We start from the raw sequence: 26,385 nt of genomic DNA, 5'->3' as shown, positions 1-26,385 counted from the left end.
TACAATGTCTTCTTTCAGGTAGGTTTTAGGTAATCTAACTACATTAGATTGACTAACTATAAATAGGAGCAACGATGAGCCAGTCCAATGCTTCCCACGGTGCGCCGCTGGGCGATCCAAATAATGCTATCGATTTAGCGCTATTTGGGGCGCTGGGTGATCTTGCCATGCGCAAGCTGTTTCCTGCCTTATACCATCTTGACCGTGAAGGCTTAATGCCTGAAAGCACGCGCATCATGGGGCTGGCTCGCCAAGAGCACGATGTGGCGTCGTTTCGGCAACTGGTTAACGACGCGCTGCAAAAGCGACTGAAAAGCGGCGAGCAGGACAAGCAAAGCTTAGAACGCTTCCTCGCCCGCCTGGATTACCTGCAACTCGATTTTTCCAGTGTCGACGGGTACGACGCTATCCGCCAGTGGCGAAAGGGGTCACCCCGCCCGATGGTGGTGTATCTTTCTGTCGGCGCGCGTATTTACGGTGATATTTGCCGCCATCTTCAGGCCAGCAAAAGTCTGGATGAAGAGTCCCGCGTGGTGGTTGAAAAACCGATTGGCTCCGATCTGCACTCCTCAATTGAAATTAACGACGCCATTGGCGAGGTGTTTCCCGAGTCGCGGATTTACCGCATCGACCATTATTTGGGCAAAGAGACCGTACAGAACCTGATCGCACTCCGCTTTGCCAACCCGCTATTCGGCACTCAGTGGAATCAGAACAACATTTCCCATGTGGAGATCACCGTAGCGGAAAAAGTGGGCATTGAGGGTCGCTGGGGCTACTTCGATGAGGCAGGTCAGTTGCGCGACATGGTGCAAAACCACCTGCTGCAGCTACTGTGCTTAATCGCCATGGATCCACCCTCGAACCTGGATGCCGATGCCATCCGTGACGAGAAGGTGAAAGTGCTGAAAGCACTCAAGCCCTTTGTGGGCGAAGCGCTAGATCGAGACGTGGTGCGCGGTCAGTACATCGCGGGCAACAGCGATGGGCAGTCGGTACCCGGCTATCTAGAAGAAGAGGGCGCCAATACCCAGAGCCAGACCGAAACCTTTGTCGCGATGAAAACCGAAGTGGCTAACTGGCGTTGGGCGGGCGTACCGTTTTATTTGCGCACCGGTAAACGGATGCCGGAGAAACTGTCGCAGATTGTGATTCACTTCCGCCAGCAGCCGCACTATATCTTCGACCCGGACCAGCGCAATATTGCCTCCAATAAGCTGATCATCCGCTTACAGCCGGAAGAGGGTATCGCTCTCCAAGTGTTGACCAAAGACAGTGGCCTGGATAAAGGCATGCGCCTGCGCCCCGGCCCGCTACATTTGGACTTTAACAGTGCCTTCCCGAAATCGCGCATTCCCGATGCCTACGAACGGCTATTGCTGGAAGTCATGAAAGGGCAGCAATACCTGTTCGTTCGCCGCGATGAAATCGAACACGCATGGCGCTGGTGCGACCAACTGATTGACGGTTGGAAAAAACGTGACACGCCGCCGCGTCGTTACCCGGCGGGTTCCTGGGGGCCGGTCGCCTCCATCGCCATGATCACCCAAGACGGCCGTAGCTGGTACGAGGATTATTAATATGAGCCAAGCACGCCAACAGCTCGCCGAGCAGCTTGCCGAAGCGGTGTTTCAAGCCCTTCAAGACGATTTAAATAATCAAGAGCGCGCTCTGTTAGTCGTCTCAGGTGGCTCGACACCGGTACCATTTTTTAAGGCGCTGGCGGCCAAGCCACTGCCGTGGGATCGCATTGACATCACCCTTGCCGACGAGCGCTGGGTCGGAGAGGAAAGCACCGATAGCAACGCCAAGCTGGTACGCGAACACCTGTTGCAGGGTGAAGCGACGGCTGCCCAGTTTATACCGTTAACTTGTGATGCCGCGACACCGGAAGAAGGTGTCGAGGAAGTCGCTAAGCGAATGGATGCATTGGCGTGGCCCGCTAGCGTCGTAATTCTGGGCATGGGCGGCGATGGTCACACCGCCTCGCTGTTTCCTGACAGCCGTGAGCTTGACCTGGCACTCGCCACGGATGAGTTGCTTGTGGCAGTACGCACCCCTAGCCAGCCGCAGCCACGAATTACTTTTTCAGCGGATCGCTTACATCAAGCGCGCCGCCATTTTCTACATATTACCGGCGACGACAAACGTGCCGTATTGGCCAAGGCATTGAACGGCGACGATGTACGTCAACTGCCGATACGTGTCTTTTTAACCTGCCCACTGGCGATTTACTGGGCGCCCTAAGGTCAATCCTTTAGGCCCGCCCTTGAGAGTTAACCGCCTTAGTCAATAATAATTTGCTTGGAGTCTCACTCATGACTATCGATAAACAGTTACCGTCTACACGTACCGCCGAGCTTGATAGCATCTGCTTAAAAGCTGAGGTAATCCCCGTCATCACTATTGAGCGCTTGGAGGACGCTGTCCCGCTGGGCCGCGCCCTAGTGGAAGGGGGGTTAACTGTACTGGAAGTCACCCTACGTACCGATTGTGCTCTGGAAGCGGTTAAACGCATGCGCGAAGCATTACCCGGTGCCAGCATTGGCGTGGGCACGGTATTAACCCCGGCCCAGTATCGCCAAGCCGAGCAGGTCGGCGCTGATTTTGTGGTAACTCCCGGTGCCACCGACGCTCTCTACCGCTATGGCGTGGAAAGCCCGGTACCGATGCTGCCAGGCGTCTCAACCGTTTCTGAGTTGATGACTGGCTGGCAGTATGGCTATCGCCGGTTTAAGTTCTTCCCAGCAGAATCCAGCGGTGGGGCTAAAGCGATCAAAGCGTTTGGAGCGCCGATTCCTGAAGCACGCTTTTGTCCCACCGGCGGTATCACTGTTGATAACGCCGATGACTATTTATCGTTGCCGAATGTGATGTGTGTCGGCGGTTCCTGGTTGACGCCTAAAGCAATGGTGGAAGCGGAAGATTGGGACGGTATCCGTGAACTCGCCCGCCAATCAGCCGAGCGTTTTCATCATTAAGTAAGCTGCCGCTGCGTATCAATAGCAGCAGCGCTGGCAGCCGCCCTGGTTTATGTTTTTAAACGTTATGTTTAAGAACAGAGCCGGGGCTTTTTTATGTGCTGACTTTGCCCACTTGGCGCTTTGAAGGAGCGACTAAGACCAAAGGTGTATAACGGGGCTATATTCAGCTCGTCTAAAATGACTGAATAATATGTCTGACATTTTAATCCGCGCATACCGTAACGTGCGTGCCACTTATAATGATGATGAGGTGAGTCAATATGCACGCGTTGACCCTGGCGTCCTTCCTGTTCTTTACAGGACTTGTCGCCTTTATCACTTGGCGCATTACGCGCCGCGATGATCACTCAAGCACCAGCGGCTACTTTCTGGCTGGTCGCACGCTAACCTTTCCACTGATTGCTGGCTCACTATTGATGACCAACCTCTCTACCGAGCAAATGGTAGGGTTGAACGGGGCTGCCTTTGCCGATGGTTTAAGTGTAATGGCCTGGGAAGTGGTGGCGGTTATTGCGCTGGTAGCGCTGGCGCTCTTTTTCCTGCCGCGATTTTTGAAAAGTGGCATTGCCACGTTGCCACAGTTACTCGAAATACGTTTTGATAAAACAACGCAGCTAATCACCAATATTATTTTCTTGATTGCCTACGCGGTGATTCTGCTGCCGATTATCCTCTATTCGGGCGCCATCGGGTTGCAGGGAATGCTTGATCTTCCTGGATTAACCGGGATTGAGTCGTCCTCGACGCTGCTCTGGTTAACGGTGTGGATCGTCGGCATTATCGGCTCGGTGTATGCGCTGTTTGGCGGGCTGCGCACGGTAGCGGTTTCCGACACGCTTAACGGCGTCGGGCTGCTGATCGGTGGTTTCGTCATCGTCTATTTCGGCCTGCAGGCCGTCAGTGACGGCACGGGCATTATGGAAGGCTGGAACATCCTTAAAGAGAGCGACCCGGATAAGCTTAATTCGATTGGTGGCGCTGAACAGCAGGTGCCGTTTTTCACCCTGTTTACCGGCGTATTCCTGATCAACCTTTTCTACTGGAGCACCAATCAGCAGATTATCCAGCGTACCTTTGCGGCCAAAAACCTTGCCGAAGGCCAGAAGGGGGTTCTGCTGACCGGTCTCTTCAAGCTGCTGGGGCCGCTGTACTTGGTGCTGCCGGGCATCATCGCTTACCACCTTTATGCTGACCAGGGCGTCCGTGCCGATGAAGCCTACGGCCATTTGGTGTTTAACGTACTGCCCCCTTACCTCACCGGTTTCTTCGCCGCAGTGATGGTGGGTGCGATTCTGTCGTCGTTTAACTCCGCGCTTAACAGCACCACCACGATTTTCAGCCTGGGCATCTATAAAGGTGTACTGAATAAAGAGGCTACCGAAGAGCAGGTGGTTAAATCAGGCAAAGTGTTTGGCTGGATCATGGCCATCATTACCATGATCATCGCGCCGCTGCTGGCCGGCCAGGAAAGCCTGTTTGGCTACCTGCAGAAGATGAACGCGATCTACTTTATTCCGATTCTAGCGGTGGTGCTGGTTGGCCTGCTGACCAAACGTGTTCCGCCTATGGCGGCCAAGATTGCCCTGGTGGGCGGTTGCTTATTGATTGCTGCCGGTTATTTTGTGCCACCGTTCACGCTGCTGCCGCAGGTCATGCACGAGTTCCACTTTGTGGCGCTGGTGTTCGTGTTATTAGTGGCAGTGATGCTGATCATCGGCAAGCTTCGCCCGCGTGAAACTGATTGGGTTCAGGAATACAGCGGCGACGTCGATCTAACCCCCTGGAAAGGCGCCGTGCCTGCTGGCATCGTGTTGGTGGTGTTAGTGATCGTTATGTATATAAGCTTTGCTGGTTAAAAATTAGCTATCCGAAAAGCTTAAACCCACAACGAATAAGACCCTGCTAGCTATAGCGGGGTCTTATACTTTAAGGTCGCTTGCAAATGGCGGTTATGCCAGCTTTAAAAGCGGCTCGACAAGCCCTTTGATACCGGTTTCGACCACATAAAGCGAACCTGCCGTTGGCTCTTGGGCTAGCTGTTCATCACTAAATCCCTCTTGGGCCGTAGTGATATACAGCGTTTTTAGGTCAGAACCTGCAAATGCTGAGCAAGAGGGTTGGCTGACCGGCAGCTCAACACGGCCTATCACTTTTCCGTCATTATTCAGACGCACAACTTGTCCCGCCCCCCACAGTGCTAGCCAAAGGCAGCCTTCGCTATCGACTACCGCGCCATCGGGATTACCCAGGGTAGAGGAGAAGTCCGCCCAGGGCTGCGGTTCACCTTTGGGCCAACCTTCACTGTCGAGCGCCCAGCGCATCACCACGCCCGTCACCGTATCGGTAAACCAGGCAAAACAGCCATCGGCTGAGAAGCAAATAGCGTTAGGAATCGTTAAGCCTGAGCGTAACCGTGTGAGCTTGCCACGATGTAGGCGGTAAAGGCTGCCCGCGCCTTTTTCGGCCTTCTTGCCCATGGTGGAAAGCCACAGACTGCCATGGCAATCGACACGGGCATCATTGCTACGCGTGATCGGGTTATCGGTTTCGAAATCACAAAACGTTTCTACGCTACCGCTATGGGTATCGAACCTGCATAAGCGATCTTCACCGACTAACAGCAGCCCGCCGCCTTCAAGCGGCGTGGCCAGCGAGACCATATGATCAAGCTGATAGTTGCCGCTTTCCCCGGTAGCGGGGGAGAGCCAGTGCAATCGCTTTCCGAGAATATCGCACCAATAAAGGCGCTGATTAATAGCATCCCACTGCGGGCCTTCCCCCAGCGTACAGCGACTATCAACCGCTAACTCGGCCTGCCACGTTGAAACACTGATGTCTGTATTCATTGTTGTGTGCTCTCCTTATTATTCTCCCGCTGACCAAGCATCAACAAGGGCTTGCGCTTGTTGTCGTACCTGAGCAGCGCTTTGGCCGGGTTTGTACAGTGCACTGCCCAAGCCTGCGCCGTCGACGCCAGCGGCGCGCCACTCAGCGAAATTATCGACCCCAACGCCACCCACGGCATATAGCCGTGTGCCTGCCGGTAATACGGCACGTACCGCTTTCATACCTTCTAAGCCTACCTGCACCGCGGGAAAGAGTTTAAGCCCTGTCGCCCCTGCATCGAGTGCATCAAAGGCTTCAGAGGGCGTGACAATCCCCGGCCAACTCGCCATACCCAGCCGGTGGGTTTCTTCAATCACCGCTGGCCGACAGTTGGGCGAAACGATCAAGCGTCCCCCTGCAGCGTGAACATCGCGTACTTGAGCTGGCGTGAGCACCGTACCTGCACCAATGACTGCGCGCTCGCCAAATGCGTCTACCAAGCGACGAATGCTCTCTAGTGGGTTGGGTGAATTAAGCGGTACCTCGATCTGGGTGATACCTGCGGCTAGCACGGCTTCCGCAATTTCAACGGCCTCATCAGGCGTTACACCGCGCAAAATACCAATCAGTGGCAGCGACATAGGCAATTTCTCCATGCTTAAATTATTTTAACGCATAATGGGCGAGGCGCAGGCCAGCTAATACGGCGGTGTCGCCATCCACATGCTGGGTTTGATAGCCGATAGCATTGAGCGCCAGCGTATAGCGCTGACTAAGCGCTTGGTTGCCAATCAGCATGATGGGCATATCGGTGGGGCACTCACGGCAGGCGCCAGCAAACTCAAGGCCAATGGCGAGTCCAGAGAGCCTGGCTGCCAATACCGCACCACGCGTGTCGCCAGCGGGTAACCGACCATCGAGTAAATCTTGCGCACGCAGGCCGAACAGACGGCTGCTAAAGGTTTCGGGGGCTTCATGGCTTTCGCTGACCGCTGTCACAAAGGCATCACGGCAGGCCGCATCGTTCAAGTCATCACTGCCGATGGAGTGCTGCAAAACCGATTGGCGTGCCAAGAGCTGATAAAGCTCACCGGTCAGATAGGTAGTGAACTGGGTGACGGCGCCTGCTTCCAGGGTAGCCCATTTGGCGTGCGTGCCGGGCAGACAAGCGAGGCCTGAAAAGTCAGGCGTATCGGCGACCAGACCCGCCAGCTGGGTCTCTTCGCCGCGCATCACGTCAAAGTGGGCCGTCGCGCTGCGGGTTTGGCTTAAACCTGGCAGCAGATAAACGTGCAGCTGGCTGCCTGCAAGCCTGGGCGTCACCGCGCCTTGGCTCAGTTGGTCTAGTCGCGTTGGAACCGGCAGGTAGGCGGCTTCCAACCAGCCCTGGCGGGCGCCCGCCATGCCACACACTAACACCTTTGTAGGCGCATTCATGGGCAGCCAGTCACCCACTAACCGTAGCAGCTCGGCTTCATACTCATCGGCTTTAAGCGATAGCATGCCCTTATCGCTGCTGGCTTGGGCAATTACCTGGTCGTGTTGATCTAGACCCCAGGCGCGTAGGTTGCTAGAACCCCAATCCACGGCAATCCAGGCCAACTGATGTGCTATTTCAGTCGTTTCACGCATTGTGCTTGATTCCATGGCTTACCACTCCGCAATTGAACCGTCTTCATGCGTCCAAACCGGGTTACGCCAGCGGTGCCCCACTTTGGCGCGCTCCTCAACGAACTCTTCGTTGATCTCAACGCCAAGCCCTGGACCTTGGGGAATAGCACAGAAACCGTCTTCAATGGCGAGCGCCGATTTATCGACCAAGTAGTCGAGCACGTCGTTGCCCTGATTGTAGTGAATACCCATGCTCTGCTCTTGGATAAAGGCGTTGTGGCTGACTGCATCCAGCTGTAGCGATGCGGCCAGCGTTAACGGGCCGAGTGGGCAATGGGGCGCCAGGGCGACATCGTAGGCCGAGGCCAGGGCAGCGATTTTGAGCCCTTCGCTGATACCGCCGCAGTGGGAAATGTCGGGCTGAATAATGTCGATCATGCCGTCGGCCAGCAGGTCGCGGAACTGGAAGCGGGTGTGCAGCCGTTCCCCGGTGGCTAGCGGGTAACCCAGGCCACCGGCAATATCCTTCAGGCAAGGCAAGTGCTCCGGGGCGACCGGCTCTTCCACGAACATCGGGTGAAAAGGCTCCAGCTCGCGCAGCAATGCTTTGGCCATTGGCCGATGCACACGGCCATGAAAGTCGATCCCAATGCCGACATCCGGGCCCACGGCGTTTCGCGCTTCAGCGACTCGTGCTACTGCTTCATCAATCTTGCGATGGGAGTCGACGATTTGCAGTTCGGGCGTACCGTTCATTTTGAAGGCAGTAAAGCCTTTTTCGACCAAGGCCTTGGCACCAGCGCCCACGTCGCTTGGTCGATCGCCGCCGGTCCAGGCGTACATGCGCATTTTGTCGCGTACGGCGCCGCCTAACAGCTGGTGAACGGGCACACCCAGATCGCGACCTTTAAGGTCCCATAGCGCCTGATCGATACCGGCAATCGCGCTCATCAGAATAGGGCCACCGCGGTAGAATCCGGCGCGATACATGATGTTCCAGAGGTGTTCGATTCGGTGCGGGTCCTGGCCGATCAGGTAGTCGGAAAGCTCGTGCACGGCGGCTTCAACGGTTGCGGCGCGGCCTTCAATCACCGGTTCTCCCCAACCGTAGCAGCCTTCGTCAGTCTCGATTTTGAGAAACAGCCAGCGCGGAGGAACTTGCCAGGTTTTGAGCTTGGTAATTTTCATGTCCGGTCATCCTTTTGGATAGGAAATATTTATTGAGTAATGTTAGCTAACAATGCCAAGGTCAATGGCGGTGCGGCGCAGCACTTCTCTGGCGGCGGTTTCTGCAGCGCTGGCATCGCGATGGCGGATAGCGTCAAGTACTTGACGATGGCGGGCGAGGCTGTCGTCCAAGGTGTCAGTACGGTGTTGAGAGCCATGAATCAACGCCATGATGGATGGGCGCAGTAAATGCCCCATTTGTCGCCAGACTAAATTGTGACTAGCGCGATAGGTGGCATCGTGAAAGGCAACGTCGTATTCCGCATGCTCGGCGCGTGCATCAACGCTGCCTGCGGTGTTTTCCATACCCGCAAAGGCGCGCTCCAAGCGTTCGAGGTCTTCAGCTTCAGCGGCCTGGGCGGCGAGCCCGGCGACTACTGGTTCGGCAGAAAAACGAAAGGCGTAAATAGCCCGTACCAGCTGAGGGTCAAGATTGACCAGGCCGGTCATCCACTCGCTCATCAGTGGGTCGAGCAGGTGCCAGTCGCCCATTTCGCGCACCAGCGTGCCCCGACCCGCCGTACGTTCCAGTAGCCCTGCCGCGGAGAGGCTGGTCAGCGCATTGCGTACCTGATTGCGGCTCACCGCAAAGTGTTTACCGATATCAAGCTCGCGGGGGAAGGTATCACCCGGCTGCCAATGGCCTGTCAGCAGCGCCTGGGCGAGTAGGCACGCTAACTGTTCAGCGCCCCCCTGGTGGGGCGGTAGAGCGTCCAACGTCATGGCGGATCTCGTCAATGGCCGTATTACCCTCAGTCTATTAAATGTCTGACATTTCTACAAGCAAGCCAGATTAGACATAAGTACGAGCTAACAGGGTGTTTAGTGACCCCTCGCGCGGACAAAAAATGGCGCGTCTGAAGCAGGCGCGCCATTTAATTAATGCTTATGTGTTTTTACTGACTAAGCAATATCGGCTCGGGTCGGCAGTGCGGCGTAGGCGCCCGGCCGAGTGACGGCGTGCGCACCGCAGCGGCAGGCGGTATCCACTGCACGCCGCAGAAAGTCGCTATCGTTGTGCCAATTCTCATTAATGCCGTGGGCCGAGAGTTCCGCCAGCAGCCCGCCAATGAAAGCGTCGCCACCCGCGGTGGTATCGACTGCTTCCACTTTGGGTGGCGCAATTCGCTGGTCGATACCGACGCCTTTCAGTACGACATCGTTGGGGCCGTCGGTGATTAAGATAACTTTTACCCCTGCCGCTAGCCGCTCTGAAAGCCACGACTCCGCAGGGTGGTCGGCACGCAAGTAATCAAGCTCTTCCTGTGAGAGCTTGAGCAGCTCAGCGCCGTCTAGCAGCTGCGTGACTAAGCTGGCATCCGCTTCGCCACCGGGCCATAAATTGTGACGCAGGTTGGCGTCTACGCTGACCAGGCAACCTGCCCGTTTGGCCATGGTGGCCATTGCTAGGGTGACATCGGCAATCTCAGGGTCGGTCAGGCTGTTGCTACACAGGTGTAAAATAGCGGGGTTCTCAAAGACACCGTGGGGTAGGTGCTCAAGACGATAAAGCAGATCAGCCGCGGGTGGGCGATAAAAATCAAAAGTGCGTTCGCCCTGGTCATCCCGGGAAACGAACGCCAGCGCTGTACGGGCTTCTCGGGTATATACCACGCCGCTGGTGTCGACGCCGTGACTGTTGAGTTCGCGCACGATGAAGTGACCAAACGTATCGTCGCCCACCATGCCTAGAAACTGGCTGGGTACGCCTAAACGAGCGCAGGCGACCGCCACATTAGCGGGAGCACCACCGGCGTAGGGCGTAAAGGTTTCCTGTGCATCCTTTGCCGCCCCTAGACGGCTGGAGAGCATATCCACCAGTGCTTCCCCAAAGGCGATGATTGGCGTCATCAGTGGCTCCTTAGTGTAATTAACGTAATAGTTGTTTTGTACCGCGTCGTTTTATACAAATAGCCTTATGCCACGCAGTGGCCGCGGGCGGCTTCTAGCAATTCATACCAGGCTTCCCTAGGTAGCGTGGCAGGGCCTTTAAGCATGTCGTTGATTCGCTCAGGTTTAACGCTGCCAATTACCGGTACTGGCGAGTTAGGAAGACTGCGCAGCCATGCCAGCGCTAAAGCACTAGGGGTGCTATCAAGCTCTGTTGCCCACTTATCCAAACAGTCGCCAACGGCGCCATGCATTAACTGCCCACCTGCCAAAGGTGACCATGCCATGGGCGCGTGGCCTTCGGCACAGAGATCATCAAAGCTGCCGTCAAACAGTGGCGCTGTGTGGGCAATCGAGAGCTCGATTTGGTTAGCTGATAAGCGGTGATGCATGGCGCCCTGTAAGCGCCGCCACTGGCTGGGCAAATGGTTGGAAACACCTGCTGCGCCAATTTTGCCGGCGTCAATGGCGTCGTCCAGCGCCCGGCCGGTCGCTTCCGCATTCATCAGTAGATCGGGGCGGTGAATTAGGAAATGATCGAGACGTTCGACATTCAAACGCGCAAGTGAGCCATCAATGGCGCTATTAAGATAAGCAGGGCTAGCGTTGTAGTGCTTTACCTTGCCCGAACCAGGGGCGGGGTTGTCGTTGGCGATGCTCGCTTTGGTGACGACATTGACCCGCTGAGCCAGGGCAGGGCGCGCCCGTAGCGCGGCGCCAAAAAGCGTCTCCCCTTGGCCGCTGCCGTAAATGTCTGCATGGTCAAACCAGTTAAGGCCTTGTTCCAGGCGCGCTTCAATCCATTCTGCTAATCGCTCAGGTTCGTGCATGGCGGGTGCTTCGTGCAGGCGCATCATGCCGAGTAAAAACGGCACATCAAAAAAGGCGGCGGGCATAGCAGGTTCCGTATTGGTGTTGTTAGGAGTGTTGTTAGAGGTGCTAGAAATGGTATTAAAAAACCTCTTCGTTATGCAGTGCCTCAGCAGCGCCTAACAAGCCTGTCCAGGGGGCGGTGACCACCCAGATGGGGATGTCTGCGTTATAAGCTCCCATGCGTCCTTTATTGACAAAAGCGGCGCGCAGTTCGCTTTTGGGTAGCCAATCTAGCAGGCGCGGCAGGATGCCCCCGCACAGATAAACACCGCCCCTCGCGCCCATGGTCAAGGTGGCGTCGCCGCATACATCGCCCAGAATTTTTAGAAAACGCAGCAGGGCGGTAGTGGCGAGGCTATCGCCTTCATTAGCGGCTTTTGTGACATCCGCCGGGCTAGCTAAGCGTGGCTCAGCACCTTCAAACGTGCAGTAGGCTTGATAAAGTTCTAACAAACCCTGGCCGCATAAGACTCGCTCTACACTGATTCGTGGACGACGCTGTTTAAACACATCCACAATCGCTCGCTCGGTATCATCCGTGGGCGCGAAGGTAACATGGCCGCCTTCAGTAGGCAGTGGAATCCAGGCGCGCTGGCCGGGGAATACCCCGGCAACGCCTAGCCCTGTGCCAGGCCCGATGACAAGGCGTGTGGCGTGCGCTTGTGACTTGCCTGGCTGGACTTCGACCAATTCACTGGCAGCGACATGAGGCACACCCAGCGCCTGGGCGGTAAAGTCGTTAATGACTTTAAAAACAGCGAGGTTCAGCGCTTGCTGAACCTCGCTTTTTAAAAATTCCCAGTGGTTATTGGTCATCTTGACCCGCTCAGCGTGAACGGGGCAAGCAAAGGCTAAGCACGCTTCTTGAGGCGCTTTATCGCCGGTAGCACCGACACGCTGTAAATAATCCTGCACCGCTTCAATAACGCCGGGGTAGTCAGCGCAGGGAAGATTAACAATATCGTGCGGCGTGATCTCGCCTGGCGTGACTAACGCCAGGCGTGCATTGGTGCCACCTATGTCGCCAATGAGGGCCGGTCGGCTCATTGGTCCTCCTGCTCGATTTTTTCCAGCTCCCGCGCTAGTACTTCTGCCTCGAAACCACCAAATACGCCCGCTCCCTCTTCGGCCTTAGTGGCCAGGTGGCGGAAGCCGCCAAAGAGCTCACGGCCCATGCCAAAGTGGTTGTGTTCCAGATTGGCTTCGGCGCATGGACGGGCATTGAATTTTGCGGCGTCTATCAATACGTTTAGCTCTCCGCTATCGGCATCCAGGCGGACGATATCGCCATCCTTAAGTTTCGAGAGCGGCCCACGGTCAACGGCCTCTGGCGTTACGTGGATAGCGGCCGGAACCTTGCCCGACGCCCCAGACATACGTCCGTCCGTAACCAGGGCAACTTTATAGCCGCGATCCTGAAGCACTCCCAGGAACGGGGTGAGCTTGTGTAGTTCAGGCATGCCGTTGGCTTTGGGGCCCTGAAAGCGCACCACCACAATCACATCACGGTCAAGCTGGCCGGATTCAAACGCCGCTTTTACCTGATTTTGATCATCAAACAGCTGTACCGGCGCTTCGATGACGCGATGATCCTGTTTCACTGCCGAGATTTTAATCACGCCGCGGCCCAGGTTGCCATCAAGCACGGTAAGCCCACCAGTGGGCGAGAAGGGATTGCTAACTGGGCGCAGGACGTCTGTGTCATGGCTCGTGGCCGGTCCTTCTCTCCAGGTAAGCTTACCCTCTTCAAGGAAAGGCTCTTGAGTGTAGGCCGACATATCGGTGCCAAAGACAGTGGGAATATCCCCGTGGATAAGCCCAGCCTCGAGTAGCTCACGAATCAGCAGGCTCATGCCGCCAGCGGCCTGGAAGTGGTTAACATCCGCTTGGCCATTGGGGTAGATGCGGGTCATGCTGGGCACCACGGCGGAGAGGTCCGTGAAGTCGTCCCAGTTAATGGTAATGCCCGCCGCCGCCGCCATGGCAACCAAGTGCAGGGTATGGTTGGTAGATCCGCCGGAGGCCAGTAAACCTACGATAGCGTTAACGATCGCACGTTCGTCAATCTGCTTGTAGAACGGACGGTAGTTGCCGCTTTGCTCGGTATTGCGAATCGCTTGTTCAGTGGCGTAACGGGTAAGTGCTTCGCGCAGCGGAGTACCTGGGTTAACAAAAGAGGCGCCGGGCAGGTGTAGCCCCATCATCTCCATCATCAGCTGGTTGGAGTTGGCAGTGCCGTAGAAGGTGCAGGTGCCAGGGCTGTGATACGACTGTGATTCGGCCTCTAAAAGCTCATCGCGACCTACTTTGCCTTCTGCATAAAGCTGACGGACTCTAGCCTTCTCATCGTTAGGCAGGCCCGTTGTCATGGGGCCGCCGGGGACAAAAATGGCGGGTAGATGGCCAAAGCGTGCGGCACCAATAAAGAGACCTGGCACGATTTTATCGCAGATACCTAAATATAGCGCTGCATCAAACATATTATGGGAAAGCGCAACCGCGGTGGCCATGGCGATTACATCACGGGAGAAGAGCGATAGCTCCATGCCCGGTTGACCTTGGGTAACACCGTCGCACATGGCGGGCACACCGCCGGCAAACTGAGCGGTTGAACCCATGCCACGTGCGGCTTCTTTAATAGCGGCAGGGTAGTCTTCAAATGGCCGGTGGGCTGAAAGCATATCGTTATAGGAGGATATGATGCCCAAGTTGGCGCTATTGGTTAACTTTAGTCGGCCTTTATCGGTAGGCACGTCGCAACCTGCAAAACCGTGCGCGAGGTTCCCGCAGGAAAGCTCACCGCGATGTACGCCTTGCTTATGCTGGTCAGCCATATGAGATTCATAGAGGGCACGCCGGTGCTTGGAGCGCTCACGGATGCGCTGGGTAACCTCAGCAACGGTGGGGTTTAGAGTGGCAGGTGTTGAGCTCGGCATAGGGACCTCTGCATGATAAAGACGGTGTGTAACACATGTAGTTATTTTACATTTTTTAGTGTCGATTTAAGAGACTTTACGGCAATAAAAACCACAATTGTAGTTTTATTACCCGAATATGGGGTGTCGAATTTTTCCCGCCAATGCGCGGATGGATCCATAGAACCCCAACAGCTTGGTAGAGCCACCAGTGAAATAGCAAGTATAGCACTCAGGCTTTTGCTACCCTTTTGCGCGCTACGTTTAATATTTATTGTTTATTCACCAAGCCGGAGCCTGCATGCACGCGATTCTTGACGACATCCAGCCAGTTATTTTTCATGCAGGTGAGCAAGCGCGTCGCTACTTGGATACGTTAACCAAACCGCCAGGCAGCTTAGGTGCCCTAGAGACATTAGCCATTCAGCTTAGCGCTATCACTGGCGAACTGAAGCCCAGCGTAATACCGCCGGCCGTTATTGTGTTTGCCGCCGATCACGGCGTTGCCGCGGAGGGTGTTTCAGCCTTTCCGCAAGCGGTGACTGCTCAGATGGTGGCTAACTTTGCCCAGGGCGGCGCGGCGGTTAACGTGTTTGCCCGGCAGATTGGCGCGCGTATTGAAGTGGTGGATGTCGGCGTGGCGAGCGATATCACGGCGGCTGGGGTGGTCAGTGCCAAGGTATCCCGCGGTACCGCCAATATGGCAGTAGAAGATGCGATGCAGCCTGGGCAAGCATCAGAAGCCATTAATGCAGGCGTATCGGCGGTTGAACGGGCAATCAAGGCGGGGGCAAAGTGCCTTATAGTCGGGGAGATGGGTATTGCCAACACCACTGCCAGCAGCGCCATGTTAGCGGTGTTAACCGGCGAGCCGGTGGCAAGCCTAGTGGGCGCTGGCACGGGCATTAACTCACAGCAGCTAACCCATAAAGTGGCCGTTATTGAGCGTGCCATCGCGGCGCGCAATGCTGATTCACAGGCACCCTTGGAAGTATTGACCAAGCTGGGCGGGCTGGAAATCGCCGCCATGACTGGCGCGTATTTAGCGGCAGCAGCGCATCGGTTGCCTGCGATTGTGGATGGCTTTATCGCTACCGTCGCCGCACTCACCGCCTGTCGAATGTGTCCCGCAGTGCGCGGCTACTTGATTTTTGGCCATCGTTCCCAAGAGCCGGGGCACGATGTTGCGTTACGTGCACTAGACGCCAAGCCGCTGCTGGATATGGGCATGCGGCTAGGCGAGGGCAGCGGCGCGGCGCTAGCGTATCCCTTGCTGCAGGCGGCCACAGCGATGATGGCAGAAATGGCCACGTTCACCGATGCCGGTGTTAGCGATAAAGCTGCACTATGAGCACACTGTTGAGCACGCCGAAAACGCTTCCTTTTAACCAGCCATTAACGCTCTCGCAAAGCGAGCATTGCTTGGCGATAACCTCTCAGGTGCCGCTGCGCACTCTAAGTAGTGCGCTGATAGGCGATGGCTTTGGCAGTACGCACTGCTTTGCCAACTTTCATGTTGATAAAAATTACGATGGGCGCACCCCCGTGGCGGATCTCAGAGCTTGGCTGGGTGCCCAGGGGTTGCCTTCTTTATCAATTGCCATGATGACAGCCGTACGGTTAAGCAACGCCTCCATCGTCAGTATGCCATTGGCGCAGCGTGAGCATGGCGTTATGGCGCTGGTGACGGCGGGGACAGGCAATGCGGTGGATATCACCGCGCTTCACTCACAAGATCCTCGCCTCGTGGCAGGCACTATCAACGTGTTTGTGTTTGTCGATGCCCAACTGACTGACGGCGCGCTAGTAAACACTTGTTTGTCGATAACAGAGGCCAAGGTTCAAGCGCTCTATAAGGCTGGCATTATCGATACGTATAGCGGTACAGCCGCCACAGGCACCTCTACGGACTGTGTATGTGTGGCGGCCACTCAGCAAGGGAGGGAAACCCCTTATGCAGGTTCCGGCACACCACTTGGCCGAGCAATTGGAAGAGCAGTGTATCAGGCAACGCTAAACTCGCTAGCTTGCTCTAGCGAAGGATTCGTATGAGCGCGCCTTTCGATTTAACAGTCATGATCCTGGTCGCCCTGGCGATTGTGATTGATTTACTCGTTGGCGACCCGCGTTCAATACCGCATCCAGTGGTGCTGATCGGGCGGTTTATCAGTCGTTTTGAACAGCTTTGGAATCTCGGGACTGCGCAGCAGCGTAGAGTGTGCGGCTTCCTGCTGACGCTCATCGTGGTAGGCGGCGTGTGGAGTATCAGCTGGCTGTTACTAGCAGTGTTGACGCAGTTGCACCCTGGGCTGGCATTGGTCGCTGAACTCTGGCTGCTCTCCACGACACTGGCGATCAAAGGTTTGGGCGATGCGGCCCGCGCTGTGGTAGAGCCGCTGACCAAGGGCGATTTGCCCGCCGCACGCCAAGCACTGGGCATGATTGTTGGCCGCGACACCCATCGCTTGGACGAAGCGGAAATCACCCGGGGCACTGTGGAAACCGTGGCGGAAAATACGGTGGACGGCATCACTGCGCCGCTGTTTTTTGCTCTTATTGGCGGGGCGCCGCTAGCGCTGGCGTATAAGGCGGTAAATACTCTGGATTCGATGGTCGGCTATAAAAACCAGCGTTATGCTGATTTTGGTTTTGCCTCCGCGAAGCTGGACGATGTGGCCAACTGGGTACCCGCACGCTTAACCGCGCTGTGTCTATGGCTCGCTGGCCTGCTGCTGAGCACTTTTACTGTTTTAACGTTACGCTGGAAAGATGCGCTACGTGGCACGTGCCGGGATGCGCCATGCCATCCCAGCCCGAACGCTGGTTGGCCGGAAGCCATGGTAGCGAGGCTTTTGGGTGTGCAGTTGGGAGGCACCAACTTCTATCAAGGCGTGGCTTCCCACCGTGCGACCCTGGGCGAGCCACTTGAGACGCTGCGTGTTGCTCATATCGGCGCTACTCTCCGTTTGATGCACGGCGCCTGGCTACTCTTTATGATGCTGTCGGTGCTCGTGATGGCTGGACTGATGTTTATTCTGCGAGGATTGCTATGAGTACGCCCGCATGCCCCGGCTCTCAATGGACCAGCTCTCCATTACCCAGCTCTGCATGGCCCAAGCATGGCGGCCAGGCCGAGACGCTGCTAACGCACTTCGGTTTGCCTGCCGATCACCGTCTGGACGATTTTAGCGCCAATCTCAACCCGCTGGGGCCGCCCGCGTGGGTGCGCGATTGGCTAACGCGGCAGCTAGCGGGCCTTGATCATTACCCATCGCCCGATTATCCCGCTGCTCGTCAGGCCATCGCCGCCCATCACCAGCTTCAGCCTGAACAGGTGTTGCTGACCAACGGCGGTGCCGAGGCCATCTTTCTGACCGCTGCGTTACATGCGGGTAAGCGAGCCGCCATATTGACCCCGAGCTTTGGCGAGTATGCCCGCGCCTGTCGCGCCCATCGGCTTTCGATCAACGAGATTCCGCTGTCTTCATTGGATTTTAGCCTGGAGATTGATGCGCTGATGGCTGCGTTAAGCGACACCGATGTGCTGTTTCTATGCCGACCCAATAATCCTACCGCGACGCTTATCGACTTCTCGACCATGGTGGTTTTGCTGGAGCGCACCGCTGCTCTGAATTGTCGCGTGGTGGTCGATGAAGCTTTTATCGATATGGTGGTGGGTAACAGCCAAGATGAGGCATCGCTGACAACGTTATTGGCGCGCTATCCGCATCTCGTTCTACTGCACTCCATGACCAAATTTTATACCCTACCGGGTCTCCGGCTGGGCTACCTGCTGGCGGATGCGGCCACGGTTCAAGCGGCTCAGGTCCATCAACCGCCCTGGAGCGTTAATCACTTGGCGGCGGAATTGGTGGCACCACTGCTGGCGGATGATGCCTTTACCCGGCGCACCCAACGATGGTTGGCCAGTGAGCAACCACGTATGACTCAAGCGCTTACTGAATTGGGTTTAGAGGTGGTGCCCAGCCAGGCATGCTTTTTTCTTATCCGTTCTAGCGCTAAACATGAAATGACCAGCGATGCGCTGTTTGAGCGGCTACTGCGCGGCGGCGTGCTGGTTCGCCATACCCACAATTTTGCCGGCCTTAATGGCGAATGGCTTAGGGTGGCGCTACGCGACGCGCCTGCTAATCAGCGGTTAATCAACCTGCTGAAAAAGGTGCTGAATGATTGTCTTCGTTAGCGGTGGGGCGCGTTCGGGTAAAAGCGATGTCGCCGAGCAGCAGGCAATCAATGCAGCGGGCCGTTCGCCCTGTTACTACTTAGCCACCGCAGACGTATACGACGACGAAATGGCCGCGCGCGTGGCCCGTCATCGTCAATCCAGACAAGGTGAGTGGCAGATCGCTCAGTGGGAAACACTAGAAGAGCCGCTTGCCATTGATCAAGCGATCACCAAAGTGCCGAATGGTAGCGCTGTGCTGTTGGATTGCCTAACGCTCTGGGCCAGTCAGGTGCTGTACGCCAGTGAGCTCAGCGAAGAGGAGGGCCTGGCGCGGCTGGCGAGTGCACTTGCCGATGCCCGAGCGCGTGGCCTCTACCTAGTGATTGTCTCCAATGATATCAACGAAGCGCTGCCGCCCTCGGATGCTGAAACCTGGCGCTATCTGGCGTTTCTTCAACGCATTCACCGCTGGCTAGCGAAAGAGGCGGACTCGGTAATAGAAGTGGTTGCTGGGTGTGTCATCGATTGGAAGTCCGCAAAGGCATTCTGTTAATGAAGGAGCCGTTGATTTGAGTAATGCCCTGTTCGGTCTTCTGCTTGCGCTGCAGTTCCTTACCCGTGTTCCTATTCCAATAGTCGTTCCCTGGACATCTGATACCCGACGCTGGGCAGTACGCGCCTATCCGTTAGTGGGGCTGTTGATTGGTGCCGTGCTAGCGGTAGTCGCGTTCGGAATGCAAAACGTTCCCGCCCCGATTACTGCGCTGACATTGCTAAGCATTTGGGTGGCTATTTCGGGCGGGCTGCATTTAGATGGCGTAATGGATATCGCCGATGCGCTGGGCAGCAATCAGCCCCTGGCGCGCCGTTGGGAAATCATGAAAGACCCGCAAATCGGCAGCTTCGGAATGCTGGCGTTGGTGTTTCTACTCGCTTGGAAGTCCGTGCTGCTGTGGGCACTGCTGGCTTATCACGCACCCTGGTGGTGGCTATTAGCAATCCCCGCGCTAGGCCGCTGGGCAGGCGTGGCGTTACTGGTGCTGACGCCCTGCGCCCAGCAGAAAGGGTTGGCGTGGAGCTGGCAACAGTCGCTTAGTGGCCAGGATGTGGCGCTTGCGTTGGTGCCGATCGTGCTGATAGCACTGCTAGCACCTGCGATAGTGTTGATGATGCTAATGGTCACTGTTTTTGTGTTACTAATCCGCTGGCTAATGTTGCGACTGTTTAACGGAATGAACGGCGATATGGTGGGCGCCACCATCGAAGGGGGAGAGCTTTGGCTACTGATCTTACTGTGGAGCTGGTGGCAGTTCGCCACGGTATCACCGCTTGGAATTTAGAGCGTCGTTACCAAGGCCAGCGCGATATTCCGCTGCTGTTTCCTGACGCTGAAGTTGGGCTTCTAGCACTGCGCGACGCGTTGGTGGATGAGCGGTTTGATGCTATCTACTCAAGCGACCTTGACCGCTGCCAACAAACCCTGGCGTGGACAGAAGTCACCAAGGCTGGCGTGCCACTCACTCTTGAACCACGCCTGCGGGAACTCGATTTTGGCGAGTACGAAGGCAAGGTGTACGACGAGCTAAAAGACTTGCCGCACTACCGTGCCTGGATTGATAGCGTGGGCGAACTGCAAATTCCTGGGGGCGAATCGGCGGCTCAACTGCGCGATCGTCTTGATGGCTGGCTTTATGATTTGGCGACCAATGCTCGTGCCGATGGTCACAAAAAGATACTGGCCGTCACCCACGGCGGCGTGATCCGTGAGCTGCGTCGCCGCTTTGAGACGATCCACTTTTGGGAGGGTACCGTGCTTCAAGCGCAAGGCAGGCGGTGGCAGCTTATTTATCAAAAAGACGAACATGGCAAAGGGGAATGGCAATGCAGCTCTTCATCGGCGGTGCCTGCGCTGGCAAACGCGACGCCGTAATCGCTCGCTTTCCCGAAGCGCAGTGGTGGCGGCTTGATACTGCGCAGCCTTTCAGCGATAGCCAGCAAGCGCTAGTCGCCAATACACCGCTGATTATCACCGGCGTGCTTGAGTGGCTCGGCGCTGACCTTCAACGTGATGATAACGATGCCCTGCGCCAGCAGTGGCAGCGAGAGATGATCCAGCTATGCCAGCGCGCCGACGAGTTAAACGCGGCGTTAATCATTATCGCCACCGACGTTGGCCGTGGGGTTGTGCCCATGGAACCAGAGCAGCGGCGCCTGCGTGATCTCAATGGCTGGTTCACCCAAGACGCCACCGCCCAAGCTGAAGAGGTATGGTATGTGCGCCATGGGTTGGTGATGGCGCTCAAGTAGCTGACGAGTCAGTCGCTGAAAATAGCATTTAGGGACTAGCAGGCTAAGCCGCTGGTTTGTGGGGTCGGGTGGTGAGATCCACCCCTAGAGCACGGGTTACCGCTAACATTGTCTTGAGTGTGGGGTTACCCGATTCGCCAAAAGAGCGGTAAAGCTGTTCGCGTGACAAGCCAGTTTCAATTGCCAGTTGAGACATGCCTTTCGCTCTGGCGGCTACACCAACAGCTTTTGCAATGTAGCTGGCATCACCGGTTTCAAAAGCATCTGATAAAAATATCGCAATGGCTTCTTCGTTATCCAGCGCTGCCGCGGGATCGTAATCGTAAAGTTGTTCGCTCATGTTTACCTCCATGCCTTCGCAAGGCGATGAGCTGTGTCTATATCTTTCTGTTGCGTGCTTTTGTTACCGCCACACAGTAATAAAATAAATTCATCGTCGCGCTTAAAGAAGTAGACCCGATAGCCAGGCCCATAATGAATGCGTAGCTCACTTACGCCTTGGCCGACTGGCTGTACATCACCAGCTAGGCCATTGGCTAGGCGAAAGATACGCGCAGCGATAGTAGCTTTAGCACGTGAATCTTTGAGTTTGCTTTCCCACTTCCGGAAAGTGTCTGTCTGCTTTATGTCAGCCATCCATTTAATGTAGTTTATAGATTACAGTTTCTGCAATAGCAAAATTGACCGCCCTTTCAATTGACCTCTCTTGGGCAAGTTGCTAGCTTACGCCCACTCTTAGGTGCTGGCGGTGGATAAAGCCGCTAGTGAAACGGGAAGTTGGTGAACGCCTCGCGTGATTCCAACGCTGCCCCCGCAACGGTGATCGAGATAAGAACGGCCAATACGCCACTGTGCTCACGCACGGGAAGGTGGTCGTTCGGAAAAGAGTGGCTCTGTTTGCTAGAGACACCTTTCGCTCGTCAGCCCGGAGACCGGCCCGAGAGTAATGGTTCTAACTGAACCACACCATGCCGAGACGCGGAGGGCGTTCTTAGGGCAGTGAACGGTAGCGCAACGCTATCGTTACTCCCTTGTTTTTCCCTGCGCTCGGTCAAAAAAACTGCGTTGTGCGGGTGAGCACGACGAGCAAGGGATCTCACATGAACCACCGTTTTCACACGACCGCCAAACGTGCGGCGTTTTGTATGGCTGCGTTACCGCTAGCCATCTCCTTTTCTGCCCAGGCCCAATATGCTGAAGCGACGACCGAATTAGCCGCACTAGATCCTGTCGTTGTGACTGCTGCCTTAGCGCCGCGTACGGCCAACGAAAGCCTTTCATCTGTTAGCGTGCTGGACGAAGCTACTTTCCGCAATCAAGACCCCACCAGCCTGACGGATCTTCTGCGTGGTCAGCCGGGCGTTGATGTCACTAGCAACGGCAGCTTTGGCAAAAGCAGCAGCGTTTACCTGCGCGGTGCGCCCAGCGATGCCTCCGTACTAATGATTGAAGGTATTCGCCTGCGCTCCGCAACGGCCGGCGGTGCCGCGTTTCAGTATTTAGATCCACGTATGTTTGACCGCGCTGAAATCGTGCGCGGCCCGCGCGGTAGCCTTTACGGTGCAGATGCGGTCGGCGGAGTTATTCAGCTCTTTACACCTGATGGTGACGAAGAGGGCCCGCAACCCAGAATCTCAGTCGGCGGTGGCTCATTTAATACCCAGCGGTTAAGCGCAGGCGTTGCTGGCCGCGAGGGAGGTACGCGCTATAGCTTTGCCGGTAGTCATTTCAATACCGACGGCCAACCCATTCGGCGGGGTGGTGAAGACAAAGGCTACGACAACACCTCTGCGCTGGCCCGTGTTGCGCATACCTTTGAAAGTGGCGCTGAGGTTGGTGTGCTGGCGCTGCGCGCTCGCGGTAACAATGAATATGATGGCGGAGAGAATGACTTCGTCCAGCAGGTAGCGGGTATTTATGGCGAGCTGCCAGTTACCGATACCTGGCAAAGTCGCCTAACGCTTAGCGAAGCTCGTGATGAGCTGGACACCATCGATAATTTCGGTGGCTCAGTGATTGACACCCGCACCCAAACTGCCCGCTGGCAGAACAATTTTCAGTTTGGCGCTCATGAATTGATCGCTGGCGCTGAAATCAGCGAAGACCGTGTTTCAAGCACCAACGATTTTGATGTTACCAGTCGCGATAACACCGCTGTGTTTACGCAAGGGCTACTCGACTTTTCGCCGTTCGCCATTCAAGCAAGCCTGCGTTACGACGACAACGAAGCTTATGGCGATGAAGTCACCGGCAGTTTGGCGTTGGGTTACGACCTGGATAATTATCATACGCTGCGCGCGAGCGTAGGCACCGCCTTTAAAGCGCCAAGTTTTAATGACCTTTATTGGCCGAATTCGGGCAATCCTGATCTCAATCCTGAAACGTCTGAAACCGTTGAGGTAGGCGTTCGCGGCCAATACAGCCAGTGGTTCTGGGACTTGGCAGCCTTCCAAAACGATTACGATGATCTGATTGCCTGGGCACCGACGCCCAGCGGATTATGGGCGCCGCAAAACGTTAACAACGCGCGTATTCGCGGTGCTGAGCTTTCCAGTGGTGTCGAAATCAGCGATTGGACTCTGCAAGCTGCGTTTACCTACCTGGACCCAGAAGACCAGGATACCGGCAATCGGTTAGCCCGTCGCGCCACCCAAAGTGTGCGTTTGGATGCCGATCGTGAGCTTGGCGATTGGTCGCTGGGTGGTTCCTTAGTGGCGCAGAATCATCGCTACGACGATGCCGCCAATACCCAGCGTTTGAATGGCTATGGACTGGTTAACCTGCGGGCAGGTTGGCAGTTTGCGCCTCTCTGGACGGCGCGTGTTACGGTAGAAAATGCCTTTGATAAAGAGTATGAAACGACGAGCGACTACATCAACGCTGGCCGAGCAGGGTTTTTGAGTGTTCACTTTGGTCAATAAAAAGAGTGGATTAGCGCGCGGGGCCTTGGGCCTCGCGCTGCTATTCATGGCAACGGTTGCACCGGCAAACGACGACTCGCGCTGCGCAGTGGATGATCGTGATCGCGAGGTCTGTCTTCACAATGCTGCCCAGCGAATTGCCACGCTCTCGCCTGGCGCAACCGAGCTGACCTATGCGGCTGGAGCTGGGGATCAGGTGGTCGCCGTCGTCTCGTATAGCGACTATCCGCCGGAAGCCAAACAAGTAGCCTCAGTGGGTAGCCATACCCGGGTTGATTTAGAAAAGCTGGTGGGTTTGGCACCGGATTTAGTGATTGGCTGGGTAACCGGCAACCCCGCTGAACAGCTTGAAACCCTCGAAGCCTTGGGTATGCCGGTGTTCTATATAGAGCCTCGCGATATGGATGGCGTGGCCAGCGCCATCGAACGCTTGGCGCGGCTGGCAGGAACGGAAGCGGCCGGGCAGGCGGTGGCCGATAATTTCCGTACGACCATGAACGCCCTGGAAGAGCGCTATCGAGACCGCGAGCCAGTGCCTACCTTCTACCAAGTCTGGGACGAGCCGCTAATGAGTGTTAACGACCAGCACCTGATTGGCCAAGTGGTTGAGATTTGTGGCGGTCAAAATGTGTTTGGCGAGCAAACGCGCCTTGTGCCGCGTATCGACGATGAAGCCGTGTTGGCAGCCAATCCCGAAGCGATTGTGGCCGGTGGTATGGGTGAAGAGAATCGCCATTGGCTGACGCATTGGGAGCAGTATTCCAACTTAAAAGCGGTTGCGAAAGATAACCTCTTCTTTGTACCGCCTTCACTGATTCAGCGACCCACGCCGCGCCTGATGGAGGGCACACAGCTCCTCTGTGAAAAGCTCGACATCGCCCGCCAAAAACGTGAGCGCAGCTAATGCTAGCGCGCCTGGGTCTCCCGCTTAGCCTGCTATTACTAGCGGCGCTGGCAGCGCTACTCTTAGCGCTTGGCGTAGGCAGCGCTAAGATTTCTCCTGCGCAAATTTGGGACTTGTTGCAAGGCGAAGGCGATGCATTGGCGCGAACCATGGTGATGGAGCTACGCTTGCCCAGAGCGCTCTCGGCATTTGCCGTGGGTGGTTTGTTGGCAGTAGCCGGTGCGCTAATGCAGGTATTACTGCGCAACCCCCTAGCTGACCCTTATGTGCTTGGACTTTCCGGCGGTGCCTCAATAGGTGCATTGGCGGCCATGCTAGGTGGGCTAGGCGGGCTGGCGATTTCAAGCTCGGCGTTTGGCGGAGCGCTATTTTCGACGTTTTTAGTCTTCGGTTTGGCCCACGGTAGCGGCGGCTGGACGCCTTCGCGGCTGCTGCTCACTGGCGTCGTCGTTGCTGCGGGCTGGGGCGCGGTGATAACGCTAATGCTGGCGTTAAGCCCCGCCGAGCGCCTGCCGGGCATGCTCTACTGGCTGATGGGCGATCTCTCCTATTCGCGCACGCCTTGGCCGCCGCTACTGCTGTTGCTGGCCACCTGCGTGGTGCTGATTCCGCTAGGCCGTAGCCTCAATGTATTGGCCCGAGGCCCACAACAGGCCGCAGCACTGGGCGTGGCGGTTCGGCCGCTCGAGTGGTGTATCTACGTTACCGCTAGTTTACTGACCGCCGCTGCAGTCACCACGGCTGGCAGCATTGGGTTTGTCGGTTTAGTCGTGCCGCATATGCTGCGTTTGCTGTTAGGCAATGACCAGCGGCTGATATTGCCTGCCTGTGCATTGGCGGGCGGCACGCTGTTAGTGCTGGCCGATACCTTGGCGCGCACCATGATCGCCCCGGAACAGTTGCCTGTTGGGGTCATCACGGCGCTATTGGGTGTGCCCACCTTCCTGTTCCTGCTCTACCGGAGCCGCTGATGAGCGTACTGGCTACCCGCGATCTCATCATTGATGTGCCCGGCCGCGAAGGCGGTACGCCGCTAAATATAACCATCGAGCCAGGGCAAGTGTGGGGCGTGTTAGGGCCTAACGGCGCGGGTAAAACGACGCTATTACACACCCTGGCTGGGCTTCAGGCGCCGCGTTCAGGCAGCGTAGAGCTCAACGACTCGGCGCTTGGTCAACTGCGCCGCCGCCACGTCGCTCAGCGATTGGGGTTGGTGTTTCAAGACCGCCAGGACGGCTTCCCCGCGACCGTGCTGGAAACCGCACTGATTGGCCGTCATCCCTATCTCTCACCGTGGCAGATGGAGGGCGCCGATGACTACGCCCGCGCAGAAGCCGCCCTTGAGCGCTTAGATGTAGCGCATCTACGCGACCGCTTGGTGAGCACACTTTCCGGCGGTGAGCGTCAGCGAGTAGCGATTGCCACTGTTCTCACCCAGGCACCCAATGTGTGGCTGGCGGATGAACCGACTAACCATTTGGATCTACATCATCAAAGTGCCGTGATGGCGCTAATGGGCGAACAGGCCGCCCAGGGGCAGGCGGTCATTATGTGTTTGCACGACCTAAACCTGGCTGCCCGCTGGTGCGACCATGTGCTGCTGCTGTATCCCAACGGCGAGGCGTGCTGGGGCCCGCGGGTTAGCATGCTGGTGCCCAGCGCGCTGGAAAGCCTCTACCGCCAAAAGCTAGCAGTGGTAGAGGTGGATGGCGCGCCGGTGTTTGTGCCGATAAAGGCCTAG

General features: G+C 56.4%; 27 protein-coding genes and 1 riboswitch. Of the genes, 16 read left to right on the top strand and 11 right to left on the bottom strand.

Translation table 11 applies throughout. The features are described 5' to 3' along the window. Positions 1 to 74 precede the first annotated feature (74 nt). The 4 genes from zwf to ACWI0H_RS13175 all read left to right on the top strand — a co-directional run bounded on the left by zwf (position 75) and on the right by ACWI0H_RS13175 (position 4,840). The gene (zwf, locus tag ACWI0H_RS13190; protein ID WP_336274415.1) at positions 75 to 1,580 is read left to right on the top strand and encodes a glucose-6-phosphate dehydrogenase; all 1,506 of its coding nucleotides are present in this window, start codon (positions 75 to 77) and stop codon (positions 1,578 to 1,580) included. A 1-nt stretch (position 1,581) separates the two neighbouring features. Then, the gene (pgl, locus tag ACWI0H_RS13185; RefSeq protein ID WP_485873659.1) at positions 1,582 to 2,247 is read left to right on the top strand and encodes a 6-phosphogluconolactonase; all 666 of its coding nucleotides are present in this window, start codon (positions 1,582 to 1,584) and stop codon (positions 2,245 to 2,247) included. Positions 2,248 to 2,318: 71 nt separating this feature from the next. Next, the gene (locus ACWI0H_RS13180; protein ID WP_008956979.1) at positions 2,319 to 2,981 is read left to right on the top strand and encodes a bifunctional 4-hydroxy-2-oxoglutarate aldolase/2-dehydro-3-deoxy-phosphogluconate aldolase; all 663 of its coding nucleotides are present in this window, start codon (positions 2,319 to 2,321) and stop codon (positions 2,979 to 2,981) included. A 263-nt stretch (positions 2,982 to 3,244) separates the two neighbouring features. Then, positions 3,245 to 4,840, top strand: a complete 1,596-nt coding sequence (locus ACWI0H_RS13175; protein ID WP_485873658.1) for a solute:sodium symporter family transporter — start codon at positions 3,245 to 3,247, stop codon at positions 4,838 to 4,840. Between the two features lie 93 nt (positions 4,841 to 4,933). Here ACWI0H_RS13175 and ACWI0H_RS13170 read toward each other — a convergent pair whose 3' ends face one another. The 9 genes from ACWI0H_RS13170 to edd form a co-directional block, all read right to left on the bottom strand. Beyond that, positions 4,934 to 5,830 carry an SMP-30/gluconolactonase/LRE family protein gene (locus ACWI0H_RS13170; RefSeq protein ID WP_485873657.1) on the bottom strand — a complete coding sequence of 299 codons (897 nt, stop codon included), beginning with the start codon at positions 5,828 to 5,830 and terminating at the stop codon, positions 4,934 to 4,936. Between the two features lie 18 nt (positions 5,831 to 5,848). After that, positions 5,849 to 6,451 (bottom strand): 2-dehydro-3-deoxy-6-phosphogalactonate aldolase, encoded by a 603-nt coding sequence (locus tag ACWI0H_RS13165; RefSeq protein ID WP_485873656.1) that lies wholly within the window; start codon positions 6,449 to 6,451, stop codon positions 5,849 to 5,851. Positions 6,452 to 6,473: 22 nt separating this feature from the next. Then, positions 6,474 to 7,457: a 2-dehydro-3-deoxygalactonokinase gene (locus ACWI0H_RS13160; RefSeq protein WP_485873655.1), complete on the bottom strand. Its 984-nt coding sequence runs from the start codon at positions 7,455 to 7,457 to the stop codon at positions 6,474 to 6,476. A 3-nt stretch (positions 7,458 to 7,460) separates the two neighbouring features. Further along, positions 7,461 to 8,609 carry a galactonate dehydratase gene (gene dgoD / locus ACWI0H_RS13155; RefSeq protein ID WP_336274421.1) on the bottom strand — a complete coding sequence of 383 codons (1,149 nt, stop codon included), beginning with the start codon at positions 8,607 to 8,609 and terminating at the stop codon, positions 7,461 to 7,463. A 42-nt stretch (positions 8,610 to 8,651) separates the two neighbouring features. Beyond that, positions 8,652 to 9,371 carry a FadR/GntR family transcriptional regulator gene (locus ACWI0H_RS13150; protein WP_485873654.1) on the bottom strand — a complete coding sequence of 240 codons (720 nt, stop codon included), beginning with the start codon at positions 9,369 to 9,371 and terminating at the stop codon, positions 8,652 to 8,654. 180 nt (positions 9,372 to 9,551) lie between these two features. Further along, positions 9,552 to 10,499, bottom strand: a complete 948-nt coding sequence (locus ACWI0H_RS13145; protein ID WP_336274423.1) for a carbohydrate kinase family protein — start codon at positions 10,497 to 10,499, stop codon at positions 9,552 to 9,554. A 65-nt stretch (positions 10,500 to 10,564) separates the two neighbouring features. Beyond that, a complete protein-coding gene (locus ACWI0H_RS13140; protein ID WP_485873653.1) occupies positions 10,565 to 11,434 on the bottom strand; it encodes an aldo/keto reductase in 870 nt (289 codons plus the stop codon). Positions 11,435 to 11,489: 55 nt separating this feature from the next. Further along, positions 11,490 to 12,458 carry a glucokinase gene (gene glk / locus ACWI0H_RS13135; RefSeq protein ID WP_485873652.1) on the bottom strand — a complete coding sequence of 323 codons (969 nt, stop codon included), beginning with the start codon at positions 12,456 to 12,458 and terminating at the stop codon, positions 11,490 to 11,492. Next, positions 12,455 to 14,347: a phosphogluconate dehydratase gene (edd, locus tag ACWI0H_RS13130; RefSeq protein ID WP_485873651.1), complete on the bottom strand. Its 1,893-nt coding sequence runs from the start codon at positions 14,345 to 14,347 to the stop codon at positions 12,455 to 12,457. Before edd ends, glk begins: the two co-directional genes overlap by 4 nt. A 280-nt stretch (positions 14,348 to 14,627) precedes the next feature. Between edd and cobT the strand changes: the two genes are divergently transcribed. From cobT to ACWI0H_RS13090, 8 genes are read left to right on the top strand one after another with little or no spacing between them, the layout of a single operon-like run. Continuing rightward, complete coding sequence (gene cobT / locus ACWI0H_RS13125) at positions 14,628 to 15,677, top strand: nicotinate-nucleotide--dimethylbenzimidazole phosphoribosyltransferase (RefSeq protein ID WP_485873650.1); 1,050 nt, start codon at positions 14,628 to 14,630, stop codon at positions 15,675 to 15,677. Continuing rightward, positions 15,674 to 16,378, top strand: a complete 705-nt coding sequence (locus tag ACWI0H_RS13120; RefSeq protein WP_485873649.1) for an adenosylcobinamide amidohydrolase — start codon at positions 15,674 to 15,676, stop codon at positions 16,376 to 16,378. Before cobT ends, ACWI0H_RS13120 begins: the two co-directional genes overlap by 4 nt. Next, a complete protein-coding gene (gene cbiB, locus ACWI0H_RS13115) occupies positions 16,375 to 17,379 on the top strand; it encodes an adenosylcobinamide-phosphate synthase CbiB (RefSeq protein WP_485873648.1) in 1,005 nt (334 codons plus the stop codon). The genes ACWI0H_RS13120 and cbiB overlap by 4 nt, the downstream gene beginning before the upstream one ends. Further along, positions 17,376 to 18,530 (top strand): threonine-phosphate decarboxylase CobD, encoded by a 1,155-nt coding sequence (gene cobD, locus ACWI0H_RS13110; RefSeq protein WP_485873647.1) that lies wholly within the window; start codon positions 17,376 to 17,378, stop codon positions 18,528 to 18,530. The genes cbiB and cobD overlap by 4 nt, the downstream gene beginning before the upstream one ends. Beyond that, complete coding sequence (locus tag ACWI0H_RS13105) at positions 18,514 to 19,065, top strand: bifunctional adenosylcobinamide kinase/adenosylcobinamide-phosphate guanylyltransferase (RefSeq protein ID WP_485873646.1); 552 nt, start codon at positions 18,514 to 18,516, stop codon at positions 19,063 to 19,065. Before cobD ends, ACWI0H_RS13105 begins: the two co-directional genes overlap by 17 nt. A gap of 16 nt (positions 19,066 to 19,081) precedes the next feature. Next, positions 19,082 to 19,852: an adenosylcobinamide-GDP ribazoletransferase gene (gene cobS / locus ACWI0H_RS13100; protein WP_485873645.1), complete on the top strand. Its 771-nt coding sequence runs from the start codon at positions 19,082 to 19,084 to the stop codon at positions 19,850 to 19,852. After that, positions 19,789 to 20,442 (top strand): histidine phosphatase family protein, encoded by a 654-nt coding sequence (locus ACWI0H_RS13095; RefSeq protein ID WP_485873644.1) that lies wholly within the window; start codon positions 19,789 to 19,791, stop codon positions 20,440 to 20,442. Before cobS ends, ACWI0H_RS13095 begins: the two co-directional genes overlap by 64 nt. Further along, positions 20,394 to 20,819, top strand: a complete 426-nt coding sequence (locus tag ACWI0H_RS13090; RefSeq protein ID WP_485873643.1) for a bifunctional adenosylcobinamide kinase/adenosylcobinamide-phosphate guanylyltransferase — start codon at positions 20,394 to 20,396, stop codon at positions 20,817 to 20,819. The genes ACWI0H_RS13095 and ACWI0H_RS13090 overlap by 49 nt, the downstream gene beginning before the upstream one ends. Before the next feature lie 43 nt (positions 20,820 to 20,862). Here the strand turns inward: ACWI0H_RS13090 and ACWI0H_RS13085 are convergent, their stop codons facing one another. Further along, positions 20,863 to 21,159 carry an addiction module antidote protein gene (locus ACWI0H_RS13085; protein WP_339934718.1) on the bottom strand — a complete coding sequence of 99 codons (297 nt, stop codon included), beginning with the start codon at positions 21,157 to 21,159 and terminating at the stop codon, positions 20,863 to 20,865. A gap of 2 nt (positions 21,160 to 21,161) precedes the next feature. Next, on the bottom strand, positions 21,162 to 21,455 hold the full coding sequence (locus tag ACWI0H_RS13080; protein WP_485873642.1) for a type II toxin-antitoxin system RelE/ParE family toxin: 294 nt from the start codon (positions 21,453 to 21,455) through the stop codon (positions 21,162 to 21,164). Between the two features lie 84 nt (positions 21,456 to 21,539). After that, a riboswitch (cobalamin riboswitch) is annotated at positions 21,540 to 21,774 on the top strand. Between the two features lie 145 nt (positions 21,775 to 21,919). On the opposite strand from ACWI0H_RS13080, the gene ACWI0H_RS13075 reads away from it, so the two are divergent. From ACWI0H_RS13075 to ACWI0H_RS13060, 4 genes are read left to right on the top strand one after another with little or no spacing between them, the layout of a single operon-like run. Then, positions 21,920 to 23,740: a TonB-dependent receptor domain-containing protein gene (locus ACWI0H_RS13075; protein WP_485873641.1), complete on the top strand. Its 1,821-nt coding sequence runs from the start codon at positions 21,920 to 21,922 to the stop codon at positions 23,738 to 23,740. Positions 23,741 to 23,786: 46 nt separating this feature from the next. Continuing rightward, complete coding sequence (locus tag ACWI0H_RS13070; RefSeq protein ID WP_485873640.1) at positions 23,787 to 24,644, top strand: cobalamin-binding protein; 858 nt, start codon at positions 23,787 to 23,789, stop codon at positions 24,642 to 24,644. Then, positions 24,644 to 25,615: a FecCD family ABC transporter permease gene (locus ACWI0H_RS13065; RefSeq protein WP_485873639.1), complete on the top strand. Its 972-nt coding sequence runs from the start codon at positions 24,644 to 24,646 to the stop codon at positions 25,613 to 25,615. The genes ACWI0H_RS13070 and ACWI0H_RS13065 overlap by 1 nt, the downstream gene beginning before the upstream one ends. After that, on the top strand, positions 25,615 to 26,385 hold the full coding sequence (locus tag ACWI0H_RS13060; protein ID WP_485873638.1) for an ABC transporter ATP-binding protein: 771 nt from the start codon (positions 25,615 to 25,617) through the stop codon (positions 26,383 to 26,385). The genes ACWI0H_RS13065 and ACWI0H_RS13060 overlap by 1 nt, the downstream gene beginning before the upstream one ends.

Source organism: Halomonas sp. NYA30 (assembly GCF_976980765.1).
The sequence above is the reverse complement of the archived record's forward strand: the minus strand, read 5'-3'. Positions and strand labels throughout refer to the sequence as shown.